General features: G+C 71.4%; 15 protein-coding genes. 4 read left to right on the top strand and 11 right to left on the bottom strand.

Features of this window, described 5'->3' with window-relative positions; all coding sequences use genetic code 11:
• Positions 1-92: 92 nt before the first annotated feature.
• The 8 genes from ACFWW9_RS22310 to ACFWW9_RS22275 form a co-directional block, all read right to left on the bottom strand.
• Entirely contained in the window at positions 93-800 is a 708-nt protein-coding gene (locus tag ACFWW9_RS22310) for a DUF899 family protein (protein ID WP_390380980.1), read from the bottom strand.
• A gap of 23 nt (positions 801-823) precedes the next feature.
• Positions 824-1516, bottom strand: a complete 693-nt coding sequence (locus ACFWW9_RS22305) for a winged helix-turn-helix transcriptional regulator (protein WP_390380977.1) — start codon at positions 1514-1516, stop codon at positions 824-826.
• A 35-nt stretch (positions 1517-1551) separates the two neighbouring features.
• Entirely contained in the window at positions 1552-2892 is a 1341-nt protein-coding gene (locus ACFWW9_RS22300; RefSeq protein ID WP_390380974.1) for an ABC1 kinase family protein, read from the bottom strand.
• An 18-nt stretch (positions 2893-2910) separates the two neighbouring features.
• A complete protein-coding gene (locus ACFWW9_RS22295) occupies positions 2911-3549 on the bottom strand; it encodes a hypothetical protein (RefSeq protein WP_390380971.1) in 639 nt (212 codons plus the stop codon).
• Positions 3549-4445 carry a 50S ribosomal protein L11 methyltransferase gene (locus ACFWW9_RS22290; RefSeq protein ID WP_390380968.1) on the bottom strand — a complete coding sequence of 299 codons (897 nt, stop codon included), beginning with the start codon at positions 4443-4445 and terminating at the stop codon, positions 3549-3551. The genes ACFWW9_RS22295 and ACFWW9_RS22290 overlap by 1 nt, the downstream gene beginning before the upstream one ends.
• A gap of 130 nt (positions 4446-4575) precedes the next feature.
• Complete coding sequence (locus ACFWW9_RS22285; RefSeq protein ID WP_390380966.1) at positions 4576-5787, bottom strand: DUF6004 family protein; 1212 nt, start codon at positions 5785-5787, stop codon at positions 4576-4578.
• Between the two features lie 299 nt (positions 5788-6086).
• A complete protein-coding gene (locus ACFWW9_RS22280; RefSeq protein WP_390380963.1) occupies positions 6087-6935 on the bottom strand; it encodes a maleylpyruvate isomerase N-terminal domain-containing protein in 849 nt (282 codons plus the stop codon).
• A 3-nt stretch (positions 6936-6938) separates the two neighbouring features.
• Positions 6939-8132, bottom strand: coding sequence for a cytochrome P450 (locus tag ACFWW9_RS22275; protein ID WP_390380961.1), 1194 nt, complete (start codon positions 8130-8132; stop codon positions 6939-6941).
• A 213-nt stretch (positions 8133-8345) separates the two neighbouring features.
• Between ACFWW9_RS22275 and ACFWW9_RS22270 the strand changes: the two genes are divergently transcribed.
• From ACFWW9_RS22270 to ACFWW9_RS22260, 3 genes are read left to right on the top strand one after another with little or no spacing between them, the layout of a single operon-like run.
• Positions 8346-9914 carry a DHA2 family efflux MFS transporter permease subunit gene (locus ACFWW9_RS22270; RefSeq protein WP_390380957.1) on the top strand — a complete coding sequence of 523 codons (1569 nt, stop codon included), beginning with the start codon at positions 8346-8348 and terminating at the stop codon, positions 9912-9914.
• Between the two features lie 33 nt (positions 9915-9947).
• On the top strand, positions 9948-10472 hold the full coding sequence (locus ACFWW9_RS22265; RefSeq protein WP_390380954.1) for an SRPBCC family protein: 525 nt from the start codon (positions 9948-9950) through the stop codon (positions 10470-10472).
• Positions 10473-10502: 30 nt separating this feature from the next.
• Positions 10503-10856: an ArsR/SmtB family transcription factor gene (locus ACFWW9_RS22260; protein WP_390380951.1), complete on the top strand. Its 354-nt coding sequence runs from the start codon at positions 10503-10505 to the stop codon at positions 10854-10856.
• 57 nt (positions 10857-10913) lie between these two features.
• Here the strand turns inward: ACFWW9_RS22260 and ACFWW9_RS22255 are convergent, their stop codons facing one another.
• Complete coding sequence (locus ACFWW9_RS22255) at positions 10914-11774, bottom strand: class I SAM-dependent methyltransferase (RefSeq protein WP_390380948.1); 861 nt, start codon at positions 11772-11774, stop codon at positions 10914-10916.
• 19 nt (positions 11775-11793) lie between these two features.
• Positions 11794-13698 (bottom strand): KedN5 family methylcobalamin-dependent radical SAM C-methyltransferase, encoded by a 1905-nt coding sequence (locus ACFWW9_RS22250; protein WP_390380945.1) that lies wholly within the window; start codon positions 13696-13698, stop codon positions 11794-11796.
• Between the two features lie 160 nt (positions 13699-13858).
• Between ACFWW9_RS22250 and ACFWW9_RS22245 the strand changes: the two genes are divergently transcribed.
• Positions 13859-15037 (top strand): DUF885 domain-containing protein, encoded by a 1179-nt coding sequence (locus ACFWW9_RS22245; protein WP_390380942.1) that lies wholly within the window; start codon positions 13859-13861, stop codon positions 15035-15037.
• 42 nt (positions 15038-15079) lie between these two features.
• Here ACFWW9_RS22245 and ACFWW9_RS22240 read toward each other — a convergent pair.
• The coding region (locus ACFWW9_RS22240; RefSeq protein ID WP_390380939.1) for a hypothetical protein at positions 15080-15286 on the bottom strand (207 nt) is incomplete at its 5' end.

Genomic DNA, 15286 nt, shown 5'->3' with positions numbered 1-15286 from the left:
TTTCAAGTAAACAGTAGCACGATGGAGGCATGGGTGATCCGTGACGACGGTGCGCGCACACGGGATTCCGTTGCCACAGCGGAGGAAGGACGTCAGCGGCGGTCGCCGCGAAGCCTGCCCGCGTAGTCGTTGGCGGCGTACCAGTCGCCCCGCCCTCCCGGCAGCAGGTCGAGCACCTGCCACACCGGCGACAGCAGGTCTATGCCGCGTTCCTTGTCCTCGTCGCTCCAGTCGGCGAAGACGGTGTAGCCGTGCCGCACCCAGTCGCCGTCGCGGAGCAACACGCTCACCCCGGGACGTGTCGAGCCGTCGGGGCGCACCGCGCCGAGGTCGCGGCCGAACGACGTGCCACCCGCCGACACCAGCCGCAGACCGTCCCACCCGCGCCGCCTGCCCCACGCCCGCAGCTCGGGCGTGCCCGCCTCGGCGACGACCGCGAACGCCGTGTGCCGGGCGAGGTGGTGCGACACGCCGTGCAGGCCGTCCACCCACATCGAGCACATCGGACACGCGCTCGCGGCCCCGGCCTCGAACATCAGGTGGTAGACGACGAGCGTGCCGTGGTCGCCGAACAGGTCGACGAGCGCGCGCGTCTCCTCGGGCTCGTCCAAGCCGAGGTCCGCGGGCCCCTCCCGGAGGGCGTACTCCGGCAAGGACGCGCCCGGCGGCAACGCCCGTCGGGCGGCGGCGACGGCTTCCAGCGCGTCACGCAGGTCGCGTTCGGCGAGCCACAGCTCGGTGCGCGCCCGCTGGTACGCCACGTCCGCGCCGTCCGGCCACAGCCCCTCGGGGCGGGTCACCGCCGGTCTCCCCCGCTCACCGGTCAGCCGACCGCGGCGGTCGCGACGGGCTTCGCGGGCACCGTCGTCTCCAGGCCCAGCAGCTCGCAGCAGCGCACGACGGCGTCCATGTCGCCCTCCAGCGCCAGTCGGCCGGTCACCATGGCCAGCAACGGCGTCAGCCTGCCCGCGCCGATCTGGACGAACGTGGCGGCGTCGGTCTTGGCGACCATCGACGGATCGACCGCAGGCCCCTTCACGGCGGCCGCGCGACCGTCCGCCACGTCGATGTGGAACATCTGGTCGTCCACCCGGAACTCGTACCGCTCGGCCCGGTCGGCCACCTTCGTCTGGTCCAGCATCGCCTCCACGGCGAGGAAGCCCCACTGCGGCCGCACGGTGTCCTCGGGGCGCAGGTCACCGACGAACTCGAGGCCCCACCGGGCCAGTCCCAGCACGAGCGGGCGCAACTCCTCGCCGGTCGGGGTGAGCGCGTACGCGAGCTGGGCGCCGGTGCCCCGGACGTCCACCTGCTCCGCCACTCCGCGCTCCACGAGGAACTTCAGCCGCTCGGCCAGCAGGTTGGTGCCGAGGCCGGGCAGGTTGGCGATCATGTCGCTGTAGCGGGCGGGGCCCATCAGCAACTCGCGAACGATCAGCAACGTCCAGCGCTCGCCCACGACGTCGAGAGCCGACGCGAGACCGCAATACTGCTGGTAGCTCCGCTTGGTCCCCATCGCCCACCTCTTACCCGTCAACCCACTTTCTTAAACTATAGCAATTCGCTGGGAAGACCGTCCCGTTCCGTGGGCGCGCGTCGTCCTTTCGCCCCGAAGAGACCCTTCACCAACACCGGCTTGGCGGCCTCCTGGAAGTCCACCTCGGGGTCCAGTGCCCGGATCGTCCCCTCGATCACGAGCAGCGAGAGCAACGGGAAGATCAGCTCGGGCGCCGCGTGCACACCGTGCGCGCGTTGCAGGTCGAACATCTCCGTGGCGAAGCCGACCAGGCTGAACTCCTTGGCGGGCAGCCCGTGGCTGCGCCGCACCAGGTCCGCCATGCGCGCGAGGAACCCGTCGAGGTCGGCGTCGTCCTTGAGCCCCGCGGCGCTCTCCACCACGATCTCGGCCGCCCGGTCGCCCCTGCCGACGGCCATGTTCATGAAGAACTCGGCGAACAGCCGCCGCAGCCGGTCGGTCAGCAGCACGCTGAACCCCGCGTCCAGCACCACCACCTGGCCCGAGGTGGTGAAGTAGAGGTTGCCGGGGTGCAGGTCGCAGTGCACGAACCCGTCCACGAACAGCATCTGGTAGACGGCGGTGAGCGCGGAGACCCCGAACCTCCTGCGGGTGGCCTGCGAGCAGCGGTCGGCGGTGCCGGTCTCCAAGCCGTCGATGAACTCCATGACGATGCAGCCGGGGCGGCAGGCGTCGGGGTGCACCAGCGGCACCCACACCCTGGGCACCGCCGAGAGGTTCGCGCGCAGCCTGCGCAACGCGTCGGCCTCGCGGGCGAAGTCGAGCTGCCCGAGCACCGCGTCCGCCACGTGGTCGACGACCTCGGTGACCGGCACGCCGCGCAACGGCGGCAGTTTCGCCGCGTACCGCGCGCCGCGGCGCAGCAGCACCAGGTCCTGGCCCATCACCCGTTCGACGCCGGGCCGCCGCAGCTTGAGCGCGACCTCACGGCCGGACCGGAGTCTGCCCCGGTACACGCACGCCACGCTGCCGCTGGCCACGGGCGTCCGGTCGACCTCGTTGAACAGGTCGTCGAACTCCGCGCCGAACGCCTCGGCGAGCGCGCGGTCGGTACCCGCGCGGTCCATCGGCGGGACCTCGTCCTGGAGGACGCTCAACTCGGCGCACAGCGCGGGTGGCAGCACGTCCCGCCGCGTGCCCAGCACCTGGCCCGCTTTGACGAACGTGGGTCCGAGCCGGACGAGCAGCACCGTGCCGCGCCGGTAGACGTGCCTCAGGCCCGCTTCCCGACCGGTGAGCGCCCAGCGCGCCAGCCCGACCAGCAGCGCGGGCGCCATGACCACCACCAGTGTCCAGCCCACGCGGACGGCGCGCAGGGCGAGCGCTCGACGTGACGGGGAATCCGTGCTGGTCATGGCCGTGCCCTCCCCCGGTCAGCGGGATCCGCTGATGCCCGGCACCTCGATCGCGCGCAGTTGCAGGGTGGTGTAGTCGCAGTACCAGATCCGGCTGCCGTCCCAGGTGATGCCGGTGGGGTTGCCCGCGACGTCGTAGCTGGCCACCTCGCGGCGCAGCCGGATGTCGACCAGGTTGATCGTCCCCGCCCGGTAGTCCGAGTAGGCCAGGTAGTGGTCGGAGACGGTGAGGCCCGCGACCGGCCGCGAGACGGGGATGGTGTCGAGCAGCGCGCCGTCCTCGTCGCGCAGGTCCAGCACGCGCAGGTCCTCGTAGCCGAACCAGAGGCCGTCGCGGGCCGCCTCCAGCCCGCACAGCACGTTGCCCGGACGGGGGTTGGGCAGTTCCAGGAGCGGGGTGCCGCTGTCCGGGGCGATGACCCGCAACGCCCGGTCGTCACCGACCACCTGCACGAGGTTGCCCGTCCACGTGGTCAGGTCGGTGCGCACGCCCGCGCACGGCAGGCGGCGCTCGACCTCGCCGGTCACCGGGTCCAGCGCCATGATCGAGTTCGAGACGGCCTCGGAGAACCAGAGGAACTCACCGGACCAGGTGAGGCCGCAGAGCTTCAACGCGCGCACGGGGATGTCGCGGACGGAACCGAGCGAGATGGGCATCAGGCGCTCCTCCTCCGGGAGAAGGCGCAGTCGAGCCGCCACTCGGTCACGTCGCGCACGGTGGAGCGGGGTGGCGCGGTCAGCTCCGCCCTGACCTCGTCGCCGGGCAGCACACGGGTGTGCTGGACGGGCCAGGTCCACACCGCCCAGTTGCACCCCGGGTAGGACGGGAAGTTCGACAGCTCGACGCCGTCGGCGAGGTCCGCGGTGAAGTGGCCCATGACGGCGTGCAGCTCGCCGGGGCGGTCGACCCGCAGCGCGACCGGACCGGTCGGACCGCCGGCGCGGCTCACCCCGACCTCGCTGACGGCCACCGGGACGTGCCCGCTGAGCAGCACCGGGTCGCGGTGGAAGAAGTGCGGCAGGGGCGCGGGCGCCGCGACGGCGCGCACGGCTCCGAGCCGCAGGGCGGGGTGGTCGTCCCGCCAGACGCCCCAGCCCTCGTCGTCGAACTCGATCGCGGTGAGGTGGGTGGTCAGCGCGCGCGGCACGACGCGGCCGCCGGGGGCCAGGTTGCGCTTCACGACGGCGCGGACCACCTCGACCATCTGCTCCTCGGGCCCGAGGTTGCCCATCAGCTCGGCGACCACCACGTCGGCCCGGCGCGGCAGCCGCACCACGCGGGCGTCGCCGTGCACGACGGTGAGGCGGTCGCCGAAGTCGTTGTCGGCGGCGACGCGGTCGGCGACCGCGGCCATCGCCGGATCGGCCTCGATCGCGTAGACATGGGCCGCTCCGTGCCGGAGCGCGAGCGCGGAGAGGACCAGGGTGCCCGCGCCGACGTCCACCACGACATCACCCGGCCGCACGGTCTTCGCCAGTGCCCGGTCGTAGGCGTCGACGCGCACGTGGTCGGCGAGCATCACCTGGTGCATGGCGAGGAGCCGGGGGTCCATGCCGTGCTCCTCTCCGGTCGCCGCGCCGTTTGGGTGCCGCCCCGCGAGCGGAGCGGCACCCAACGGATGCACTATTTGAATTTAAATCAAATTCGCGCGTGGTGCAACAGGTTCCCGGCCGCGCCGGGGGTCAGATGTTGACGGCGGCCGTCTCGCCGACGTGCGCGTCGCGCATCGCCAGGTTGACGCCGATCAACCGCGCCCTGACCTCGTTGTCGGTGGTGACCAGCGGCGAGTCCGCGCCGTCCATCTTCAGCTCGGTGCCGGTGGCCTCCACGTCGCGCAGCTTGCCCGCGACGTGCACCGAGTTGTCGGCGTAGAGCGTGCCGTGCGGTGTGCACAGCTCGAAGTTGGTGTCGATGTGCAGGTCGCTCGGGAACGTGACGCGGCTCAGGCTCTCCTCCGAGCCCTCGCCCAGCGTGCCGCCGGACACGCGCGGCCACGACGCCCGCAGCATGACCCTGCCACCCAGCTCGGCGCAGTGGCCGGAGACCGCGACGCGCGCGAGCTGCGCGAGGACGCCGGGACCGTCGTGGTGCTTGTCCGGTCCGAACAGCAGGATCTCGGCGCCCGCGGCCTTGCGGTAGTCCCCGTCCAGGTCGACCTTGACGGTCTTGCCGCCGACCTCGAGCTCGACCTGGCCCTCCAGCGTCACCTGCATGATCAGCGACGGGTCGACCAGCATGGACATGCACGGCCCGGCGCTGGGCGCGAAGAAGACCTCCGGGGTGATGCCGACGACCTCGTTCTCGTCGTTGGCCGGGTACCACGCCTCGGGCAGGGTGGTGCCGCGCACCACGTTCGGCGCCTGCACGACGTCGAACGGGCCGTCGCCGCGCGGGCGACCGAGGTAGGGGCCCGTGAGCGGCTTCTTGAAGGGCGGCACGCTGTCCACAACACCGTAGATGTCGATGACGTTGCGGTGCGCGAGCCGCAGCGTGCTCGTCTCCAGGATGCCGAAGCGGCGGATGTAGAACTCCGCCGGGAAGTTCTTGCCCGGCACGATCTGCTTCACGTGGCCGGAGTTGGGCAGGAACGGGTTCGACAGCACCTGGAGCCGGTCGTCCAGCTCGTAGCTGTACCCCTTGATGCCGACCTCGGGCGCGCTGATCAACTCGGTTGCGAAGGACGCGTAGCCCTTCTCGTCCACGCTGTGCTCGAAGCCGGGCATCGGCCACTTGTTCAACTGCACGAACCCGGAGAGGTTGATCGTCTCCCTCCGCCCCGCGTAGTAGTCGTCACCGAACACCACGGTCGCGGCGGCGAGGATGTGCGGGCGGATCGGCTTGGGCTCCAGGTTCAGGGACTCGTAGGTCTCCTTGGAAAAACTCAATCCAGACACCTCCAGCGTCTGTCGGGAGGGACCGCGCGCAAGCCCAGTGTCCGGGCGGCACAGTGAGCGGTCACACTCAGCTCGCTGCATAACGCTATATGTTTTTGAAGTATTGTCAATGAATTGCCCCGCGCCGTCGAATAGCGCAGGGCACGCGGCGCCGGATGGGCGCGTCGACGCTCGCACGGCCGCACCCAAGCAGGTGACGGCCGCGCGACCACACTCGCGCCACAGTCCGGACGAGCCCGTGCGAGCCACGCCGGATGCTCACCTCATCGACCGATCGACTACCTGAAAGGCGAGCGCGTCTACGGCGTGTTCATGCCTCGCACGTAGGTCGCGGCCGCCCACGGACGTCGGCCGGTCGCGACGATCCGGCCGGTCGCGACGGCGCGCGACAACGACACGCGGCGGAAAGCGGCGAGCATCAACGCGCCCGGCTCGAACCGGACCCGCGCGTCCACCCGGCCGCCCGGCGGGTCCGCGCCGATCCGGCCGCCGCCCGTCACGAGGACGACCGGGGTGGTGTGCGGGGACCTGAACTCGATCCGGATGACCCTCCCCTGGCCGGCACCGGGCCCGAAGAGGCATCCCCGGTCGGTGCCGCCGAGCAGGCTGACCAGGAACAGGTCGAACGCGAGCCCGGCCTCCCGCGACGGCAGCCGCCACGGCAGCGAACGGGCACGAGCGAGGTCGTGGCCGTGCAGGAGCACCTCGTTGAGCATGTGCGCCACGAGCGATGCCGCGGGCAGGGTGGCGCCGCCCAGCCAGCGCGCGGGGGCCAGCGGGTCGAGGTCGGCACTGCGGTCCAGCAGGAGGCCGACGCCGTCGCGCAGCCGCTCGGCCAGCACGGACGGCGACCGCTCCGGGTGTTCCCGCAGCGCCACGTCGTTGAGGTGACCGATGTCGCCCAGCGAGCTGGTGCGGACGAGCCGGTCGATCAGGGGATGGCCCGTCGGCGCGGACGGCGCGCGCAGGAACCCGGCGTTGAGGTGGGCCACGACGGCGACGTGGGCGGCGATCTCCCCCGACCTCCAGCGGCCCACCCGCCGATCCCGTTCCCCCGGCGCGAGGAGCAGACCGGTGAACCGGTCGGTGGCGGCGGCGAGCGACGAGCGGAGGTCGTGCCACCGGTCGTCGGCGAGTTCGACGCGCACGGCCTACTCCTCCGCCGGTCCCAGTCGCGCGGGGAGTTCGCGGAGGCCGCTCAGGACGCTCACGCGCCGCCGCAGGCTCGTCGGCTCCACCGCGAGCGCGACGCGGGGGCGACGCGCGAGCAGCACCTCGATCCCGATCTCCGCTTCCGCTCGGGCGAGCGCGGCGCCGAGGCACCGGTGCGCGCCGTGCCCGAACGCCAGGTGCCCCCGGCCGGCGCGCCGCACGTCGAACTCGTCCGGGTCGGGGAACACGTCCGGGTCGCGGTTGGCCGCCGCCACGGCCACCAGGACGCACGCGCCGCGCGGGATGGTGGTGCCCGCGATCTCGACGTCCTCGACGGCCCACCGCCACATGCCGGGGTTGACCGGGCCGTCGTGGCGCAGGCACTCCTCGACGAGCCGGGGCACGGAGGCCGGGTCCGCGCGCACGAGCGCCCGCGTGCCGGGGTCGCGCAGCAGGGCGAGCACGCCGTTGGCGAGCAGCTCGGCGTTGGTGTGGAACCCGTTGAGGAACATCAGCAGGCAGGTGGAGACGACCTCTCCCCCGCTCAGCACCCGGCGCTCGTCGTTCTGGCGGACCAGGTCGGAGGTGTAGTCGTCACCGGGCCGTTGTCGCTTCTCCTCGACCAGGTCGTGGAAGTAGGCGTACGTGGAGGCGAGCGCGCGTTGGGTGGCGGTGACCGCCGCCTCGTCGGCGGCCAGCGAGTTGATCGCCGTGGCGGCCTCGTCGAACCGGTCGCCGTACCTGGCGGGTGCGCCCGTGAACGCGCAGATGGTCCGCAGCGCCAACGGTTTGGTGAAAGCCGTCACGAGGTCGACCGGGTCGTCGTCGGGCAAGGCCCGCAGCAGTTCCTCGGCCGTCCTCCTCACCAGCGGGCGCAGCGCGTCGACCCGCGCGGCCCGGAAGGCCCGCCCGGCCTCCCGCCGCAGGCGCGTGTGCTCCGGCGGGTCGGCGGTGATCAGCGTGGCGGTCGGCATGCTCCCGTCGTCGAGCGCGGCGGTGACGGTCGACCGCTGCCGCATCGCGCCCATGCTGCTGCTGAACCGGGGATCGGTGAGCACCCGCACGACGTCGTCGTAGCGGGTCACGAGCCAGCGGTCCATCCCGTCGCGGCCGCGCACCACGTGCACGGGCCCGCTCTCGCGCAGCTCGCGGAGCCGCGGGAACGGGTCGTCGAAGTCGTCGTCGGAGACCATGAGCGGAACGGGACGGGATCGCACGGCACACCTCCACACCGGAATTCGCTATCGTTTATTCAACGGTATTCACGATGTCGAGCGACCTGATCCGATCGGGTGAAGCTCGCTCGACAATATGACCCGTCTTTCATATGCTCGACGAGGCAAGTAAGAAGTGACGATCCGACCACAGCGCGTCACCGACCGATCCCGTGAAGGGAGCACCCCGCCATGGCCCAGGCACCGGACGAAGCCGCGCGAGACGTGTCGCGGCGCGGTGGGGCGCGTGGCCCGTGGGTCGTGCTGGCCGCGCTGGCGCTCGGCGCGATGATGGACGCGCTGGACAGCACGGTCGTCGCGATCGCGAACCCGTCGATCGGCGCGGAGTTCGGCACCACGCTGGACCAGCTCGAGTGGGTGACGAACGGCTACATGCTCGCGACCGCCGCCTTCCTCATCACCGCGGGCAAGTTCGGCGACACGTTCGGCCACCGACGGGTGTTCCTGATCGGCGTGGTGGCCTTCGTGATCAGCTCGGTGCTCGCCGGGCTGGCCACCGGCATCGGTCAGCTGATCGTGTTCCGGGTGCTGCAGGGTGCGAGCGGGTCGCTGCTGATCCCGACCGCGCTGGCGATCATCGCCGCCACGTTCCCCGAGGACAAGGTGAAGTCGGCGTTCGGCGTCTTCATGGGTTCCTTCGCGATCGGTGGCGCGTCCGGGCCGTTCGTCGGCGGTCTGCTCGTGCAGCACCTGGACTGGCGGTGGGTGTTCTTCGTCAACGTCGCGCTGGGCGCGATCGCGTTCGCCGTCACCGCGGCGGTCGTGCCGCGCACCGCCCCGGCGGGGTCCACCCGCCCGTTCGACGCGCCCGGCGTGGCACTGCTGACGATCGCGCTCACCGGGCTGGTGTGGGCGGTCGTGGAGGTGCCCGAGCACGGGTGGCTCGGCGGCTACCCGGTGGCCGGGTTCGCCACGGCGCTGGTGGCGGGCGCCGCGTTCGTCTACCGCGAGACCACGACCAGCGGTCCGTTCCTGCCGCTGGACCTGTTCCGCCGCGCCCCCGTCGTCGCGTCGGCGCTGTCGCTGCTGATCGCGGGCGGCCTGATGTTCGGCAGCTGGTTCTACCTCGCCCTCTACCTGCAGCAGGTCCGGGGGTTCGGTCCGGTCCAGGCCGGGCTCGCGCTGATGCCGGTGAACGTGGTGTTCCTCTTCAGCTCCTCGCTCGCCGGGCACCTCAACCAGCGCTTCGGCCCGCGACTGCCGGTGATCACCGGTTTCCTGCTCGTCGCGGTCGCACTGGCCGGGTTCACGAACCTCACCGAGACGTCGTCGTACCACGCGATCTGGCCGTTCCTGCTGGCGCTGTCGGTCGGCGTGAGCTTCATCGGACCGGCCACCCAGGTGATCGTCGGCCACGCGCCGCCCGCGCTGTCCGGCATCGCCTCCGGGCTCGGGCAGACGGCCCTGATGTTCGGCAGCGTGCTGAGCATCGCCGTGCTCGGCACGGTGATCGCGACGTCGGTCGGCCGCACGCTGCCGGGAGAGCTGAACGCCGCGGGGGTACCGGGTGACGTGGCGGCGGGGTACGGCGGCGCCGCCTCGTCGATCGCGCAGGGCAGTGTGCCGGTGCCACCGGGCGTGTCGCCCGACGTGGCCTCCGCGATCGTGCGCGCGGGCCACGCCGCCTTCATGGACGGCTTCCGACTGGCGGCCCTGGCCGCGGCGGGCGTCGTGCTCGTCTCGGCGCTGCTCGGCCTGCTCATCCGCACGCCCCCACCCGACCGGTCCCGTGCCGCGTGACCGGATTTCCCACACGACAAGGAGAACGACCCCGTGCGCCCACTTCCGGACACCGCTGACGGTTCCGTGCACGACCAGGACGGCAAGGCGGTGCTGCGCTTCGAACGCGTCCTCCCGCACCCGGTGGGGCGGGTGTGGGCCGCCCTGACAGACCCGGCCGAGATGCTGCTCTGGTGGGGGTGCGCCGACGAACTGGACCTCGTCGAGGGCGGCAGGTTCGCCTTCCACTGGCTCAACCACGGCGACAACGGCGAGCGGTACGCGATGCACGGCCGCGTCACCCGCCTGGACCCGCCCCGCCTGCTCGAGTTCGACACGAACCTGCACGGCGTGCTCCGCTTCGAACTGCGCCCCGACGGCGACGGCACCCGGCTCGTGTTCACCAGCACCCTCGCCGACTGCTCAGCGGACGACCTGCCGTTGATGCTCGCGGGCTGGCACATGCACCTCGACTTCCTCGCCGCGGCGGGCCTCGGCGACCAGGAGGTCGACCTGGTGCACCTGCCGCTCGACCAGTGGACGAGGTGGCGTGACCAGTACGCCGCCCGCCTGTCCTGACCGGGCCGCAGGCAGAGACGGAGCCCCACGATGATGCCCGTGTTCTCGGTGCTGGCCGACCCGGTCCGCAGGCGCATGCTCGACGTGCTGCTCGAAGGCCCGTGCTCCGTGGGCACCCTGGTCGACCGCCTCGGACTCACCCAGACCGGCACGTCCAAGCACCTGCGGGTGCTGCGCGACGCGGGCCTCGTCCACGTGCGCAAGGACGCGCAGTGGCGGATGTACGAGCTGCGACCGGAGGCGCTGCAGGAGGTCGACACGTGGCTGCGGCCCTACCGGAGGTTGTGGTCCGAGACGCTCGACGCGCTCGCCCGGCACCTCGACGCCACCTCGGAGGGCGAGGCCGCCGCACCGACGGACGTCGAGCAGCCGCCTGCCCGCTGACCGGGTCGGACAACGCCGCTCGCCACGGGCCCGCGCACGGATCGAGGCGTCCGCGGGTCACGCCGGGAAGGCCACCACCGACCGGGCCGTCACGTCGTACCTGATCACCCCGTCGACATCGCGCAGGGCGTCGAGCTCCTCCGCGATGGCGGCGGCCAACTCCTCCTGGTGACGCGGGTCGAGCCGGTCCCAGAACAGGCGCATGGCGGCGTGGACCCACAGCCATCGCAGCCACATCTCGCCGGACTCCATGGCCATGGTGAGCGGTTCCTCGACGACGTCGACCTCGTCGAAGCCCGCCGAGCGCAGGGCGTGGCGGAGTGAGGGGGCGTCGCCGAACCACAGGCCGGAGTCCATGTACGGCTTGGGGAAACCCACCTCGTGCAACAGGGAGATCATGCGTCGCAGGGTGTCCTTCAGCGCGGAGGGCAGGACGGACGGGAACCCGTCGCCGTCGAACACCGGCGCGGTGAACACCAGGCGACCGCCGGGGCGCAGCAGGTCGCGGTAGCGGCGCAGCGCCGCCGGAGCGCCGGGGAAGAGGGTCACGCTCACGTTGCTCAGCACCGCGTCGAACGAGGCGGGCGGGTACTCGGGGGCTTCGCCGTCCATCACCGCGAGGGTGACGTCGTGCAGGCCCTGCTGCGAGACGGCGGCCTCGGCGCGGGCGATCATGTTGCGGGACAGGTCGATGCCCACCACCGTCCCGCCGGGAGCGACCGCCCGCGCCGCCGGGAACAGCACGTTGCCCGTACCGCAGCCCAGGTCCAGCACGCGGTCGCCCGCGCGCAGGCGGGCACGGGCGACCAAGACGCGCGCCAGTGGCTCGTAGTACTCGACGCCGGAGTGGTCGTACTCCTCGGCGATGCGGTCGTAGGCCGTCGCCATGTCCGCCTTCATCCGGTCGGTCGTGCTCACGACAGCTCCTCCGCGCTGGTCAGTGGGACAGCTCCGCCTCGGTGACGCCCATGAAGTAGACGATCTGCTCGTGGTTGGTGGAGCCGATGAACACCTCGGCGCCGACGCGGTAGTAGAGGTCGACGACGATGGGCTCGCCGACACCGGGGTCGGCGCCGGTGCGCAGTGCGGTGACCACGGCCGGGACGTCGGCGCGCAGGGCCACCCCCTTGCGCTGGAAGTACTCCGCGCCGCCCACCTCGACGACCGGCAGCTCCTCGGCCGGGCCGGTGTCGGGCAGGCGGTAGGCGGGCAGGGTCAGCAGGTCGTAGCGGAAGATCTCCCGCAGCAGCTCCGCCCGGTGCGGTGGGACCAGGGGCAGCACCGCCTCGTCCCACCACCGGCGCAGCAGCGCGGTGGCGTCGGGGGTGCCGAAGATGTAGCGGACCGCGTCGCCGTAGGCCACGTCGCTGTTCTGGCCGCGGGCGACGGCCGCGCGCAGCGGTTCGGCGGCCGGGTCGCCGGTGCGGGCGATCCACTCGTCCAGCGAACGCAGCACCGTGGACTGGGTGACGTCGGTCAGCTCCCGCAGGCCCACCCAGCTGTGCCGCAACACGGCGTTCTCGGCGACGACCCTGCTCCAGAACAGGAACCGCTTCACCAACCGGTTGTCGGCCTGCGACATGGTGTCGTGGGACAGCACGTACTCGAAGTCGTCGTCCTCCCCCCGCACGGAGACGATGCCGTACTCCTGCTTCTTCTCCGCGTACTCCGTGTTGGGCAGCAGGTGGATCGGGTAGACGGCGATGCGGGAGACGTGGCGGGACAGCTTGTCGTAGCCCCGCATGAAGGACTCGACCGTCTCCCCCGGCGCACCCCAGATCAGCTCCGCGTAGCACTCCAGGCCCTCGCGGTCGAGCCACGCGGCCAGGTCCTCCCACGCGTTGAGCTTCATGTTGCGCCGGTTCATCCCCCGCAGCGCCTCGTCGCTCAAGGACTGGAGCGCGAGGGTGAAGGAGCTCTTCAGGCCGTGCTGCTTGATTGTGCGCACGATGTCGAAGAACACCGCGGACTTGTTCTTCGCCCACGACGCCTCCAGTGCGCGCGGGTAGCCGAACTTCCGCCGCACCTCCACCAGGTCGGCGACGAACTCGGCGTCGATGGGCAGGATGCCGAAGTTCGCGTCGCACAACACGATGGTGTGCACCTTGTGCCGGGCGAAGACCTCCAGTTCGGCGCGCAACCGCTGCCGGGAGAACGCGTGGATGCGTTGCCCGACCGCGCCGCCCCAGTAGCAGAACGAGCACTTGTAGGGACAGCCGCGGTTGGTCTCCATGAGGGCCACGTCGAACCGGAACTCGCCGAGGTCGTTGGTCAGGTCGATGGCGCCGGTGAGGAACGGCGACGGGATCTGGTCGAGGTCCTCCATGCGCTCGCGCGGCAGGGTGGTGAGCACCTGCCCGTCCTGGCCGCGGTACGAGATGCCGGACACCAGGCCGAGCCGGTCGCGCCGCGCGCCGGCGAGCTGGGCCGCGAGCAGGTCGGCGAACGTCAACTCGCCCTCGCCGTTGACCACGACGTCGACCTCGGGGAACAGCCTCATCACCCGCTGGGCCTGGTTCGACACGTGGGTGCCGCCGAACACGACCAGGCCGTCCGGGTTGAGCTGGCGGAACGTCTCGGCGAGCGCGCCGAACCGGCGGAAGTTCCAGCCCAGCACGGAGAAGGCCAGCACGTCCGGCACGCCTTCGCCGAAGATCCGCTCGGCCATCGTCATCACGCGGTCGCCGCCGTTGAAGTTGTGGATCGTGATGTCGAGCCGGTCCGCGAGCCGCTGGTCGGCCAACGCGGTGGCCTTGAGGTAGCCGGACGCCAACGGCATCGACTCCAGGGGCAGGTCCCACACGCCCTGCTGCACGAGGTGTACCGAGAGCCGTTCGCCCATGCGCGCACCCTTCGGTTCTACTATCTTAATATAGAGCTTCCTCGTCACGACCTGAAGCTTCTAGGCAGATCAGCACTCGCAAGCCTACATGACACACTATCTTTAACTATAGTAAAAACGGCACAATCGACACCCCGACCCGAAGCGTTCGGAGGGCATGATGGACGACCTGGTTGCCGAGTACCTCCGCATGGGCCTGCGGATCGGACGACTGGTGCCGGGGTTCGTCGACTGCTGGTTCGGCCCACCCGAACTGGCCGCCCAGGTCGCCGAGGAGGCCGAGCCGACGCCCGCCGCGCTGCGCGCCCGCGTCGGCGAACTGCTCGCCGCCGAGCCCCGCGACCGGTTCCTCACCGCTCAGCTCACCGCGTTGCACTGCACGACCCGGCGTCTGGCGGGCGAGGACGTCCCGTTCGCCGAGGAGCTGGAGTCGTACTTCGAGGTCTCGATCCAGCCGACGGACCCGGAGCGCTACGTCGCGGTGCACCAGGAGATCGCGGAGCTTCTCCCCGGCAGCGGCGACCTCGCCGGCCGGATCGCCGCCCACGCGGACCGGGACCACTGCCCGGTCGACCGGCTCGGTGACGCCGTCCGAGCGCTGTCACAAGGGTTGCGCGAGCTGACCCGCCCGCTGGTGGACCTGCCCGATGGCGAGTCGATCGAGTACTCGGTGGTCACCGGCAAGCCGTGGAACGCGTTCAACCACTACCTCGGCGGGTTCCGGTCGCACGTGGAGATCAACGCGGATCCCGGCCACGGCCTGTCCGCGCTGCCGCTGCTGGTGACGCACGAGTCGTATCCCGGCCACCACACCGAGCACTGCGTGAAGGAGGCGGGACTGGTGCACGGGCGCGGCGAGCTCCAGCACACCATCGCGCTGGTCAACACGCCGCAGTGCCTGCTGTCGGAGGGTGCTGGTGAAGCTGCGCGCGAGGTCGTGCTGCCGGAGGGGTGGGGCACGTGGGCCGCGGACGTGCTCGGCGAACTGGGTCTGCGCCTCGACGGCGAACTGGCCGAGCGGCTGTTCGACCTGACCTCGCGGCTGCACCCGGTGCGCCAGGACGCGGCGCTGCTGCTGCACGAGAAGGGCGCGGACCCGGAGGAAGTGGTGCGCTACCTGCGGCGGTGGATGCTGGTCGGCGAGGGCCGAGCCCGGCACATGGTGGGTTTCCTCAGCGATCCGCTGTGGCGGGCCTACACCACCACGTACGTCGAGGGCGTGCGGCTGGTGCGGGAGTGGCTCGCCGCGGCGCCCGACCGCACCGCGGCCTACGGCAGGTTGATGCGCGAACAGCTGCTGCCGTCACAACTGCGGGAGGAACTGGCCACCCGGCGGTGACGGCGCGTGGGGTGCGGCCTCCGACACCGCACCCCACGCGCGTCACGACGACAGCTTCGCGGTCAGCTCGATCATCGAGTCCACCGCGTGGTCGACCTCCTCGCGGCTGTTGTAGAGGTGCGGCGCCAACCGGATCGCGAAGCCCTCGCGGTCGAGGCCGCGCACCGGGAAGAAGGTGAACCGCAGGTTCACGCCGTAGTCCTGTTCCATCATCCGCTCGAACTCGGCTATGTTCGCTATGTCGTATGC

Origin of the sequence: Umezawaea sp. NPDC059074 (genome assembly GCF_042738955.1) — a bacterium.
In the GTDB taxonomy this organism is placed as follows: Bacteria; Actinomycetota; Actinomycetes; order Mycobacteriales; family Pseudonocardiaceae; genus Umezawaea.
This window is presented reverse-complemented; position numbering and strand designations above follow the sequence as displayed.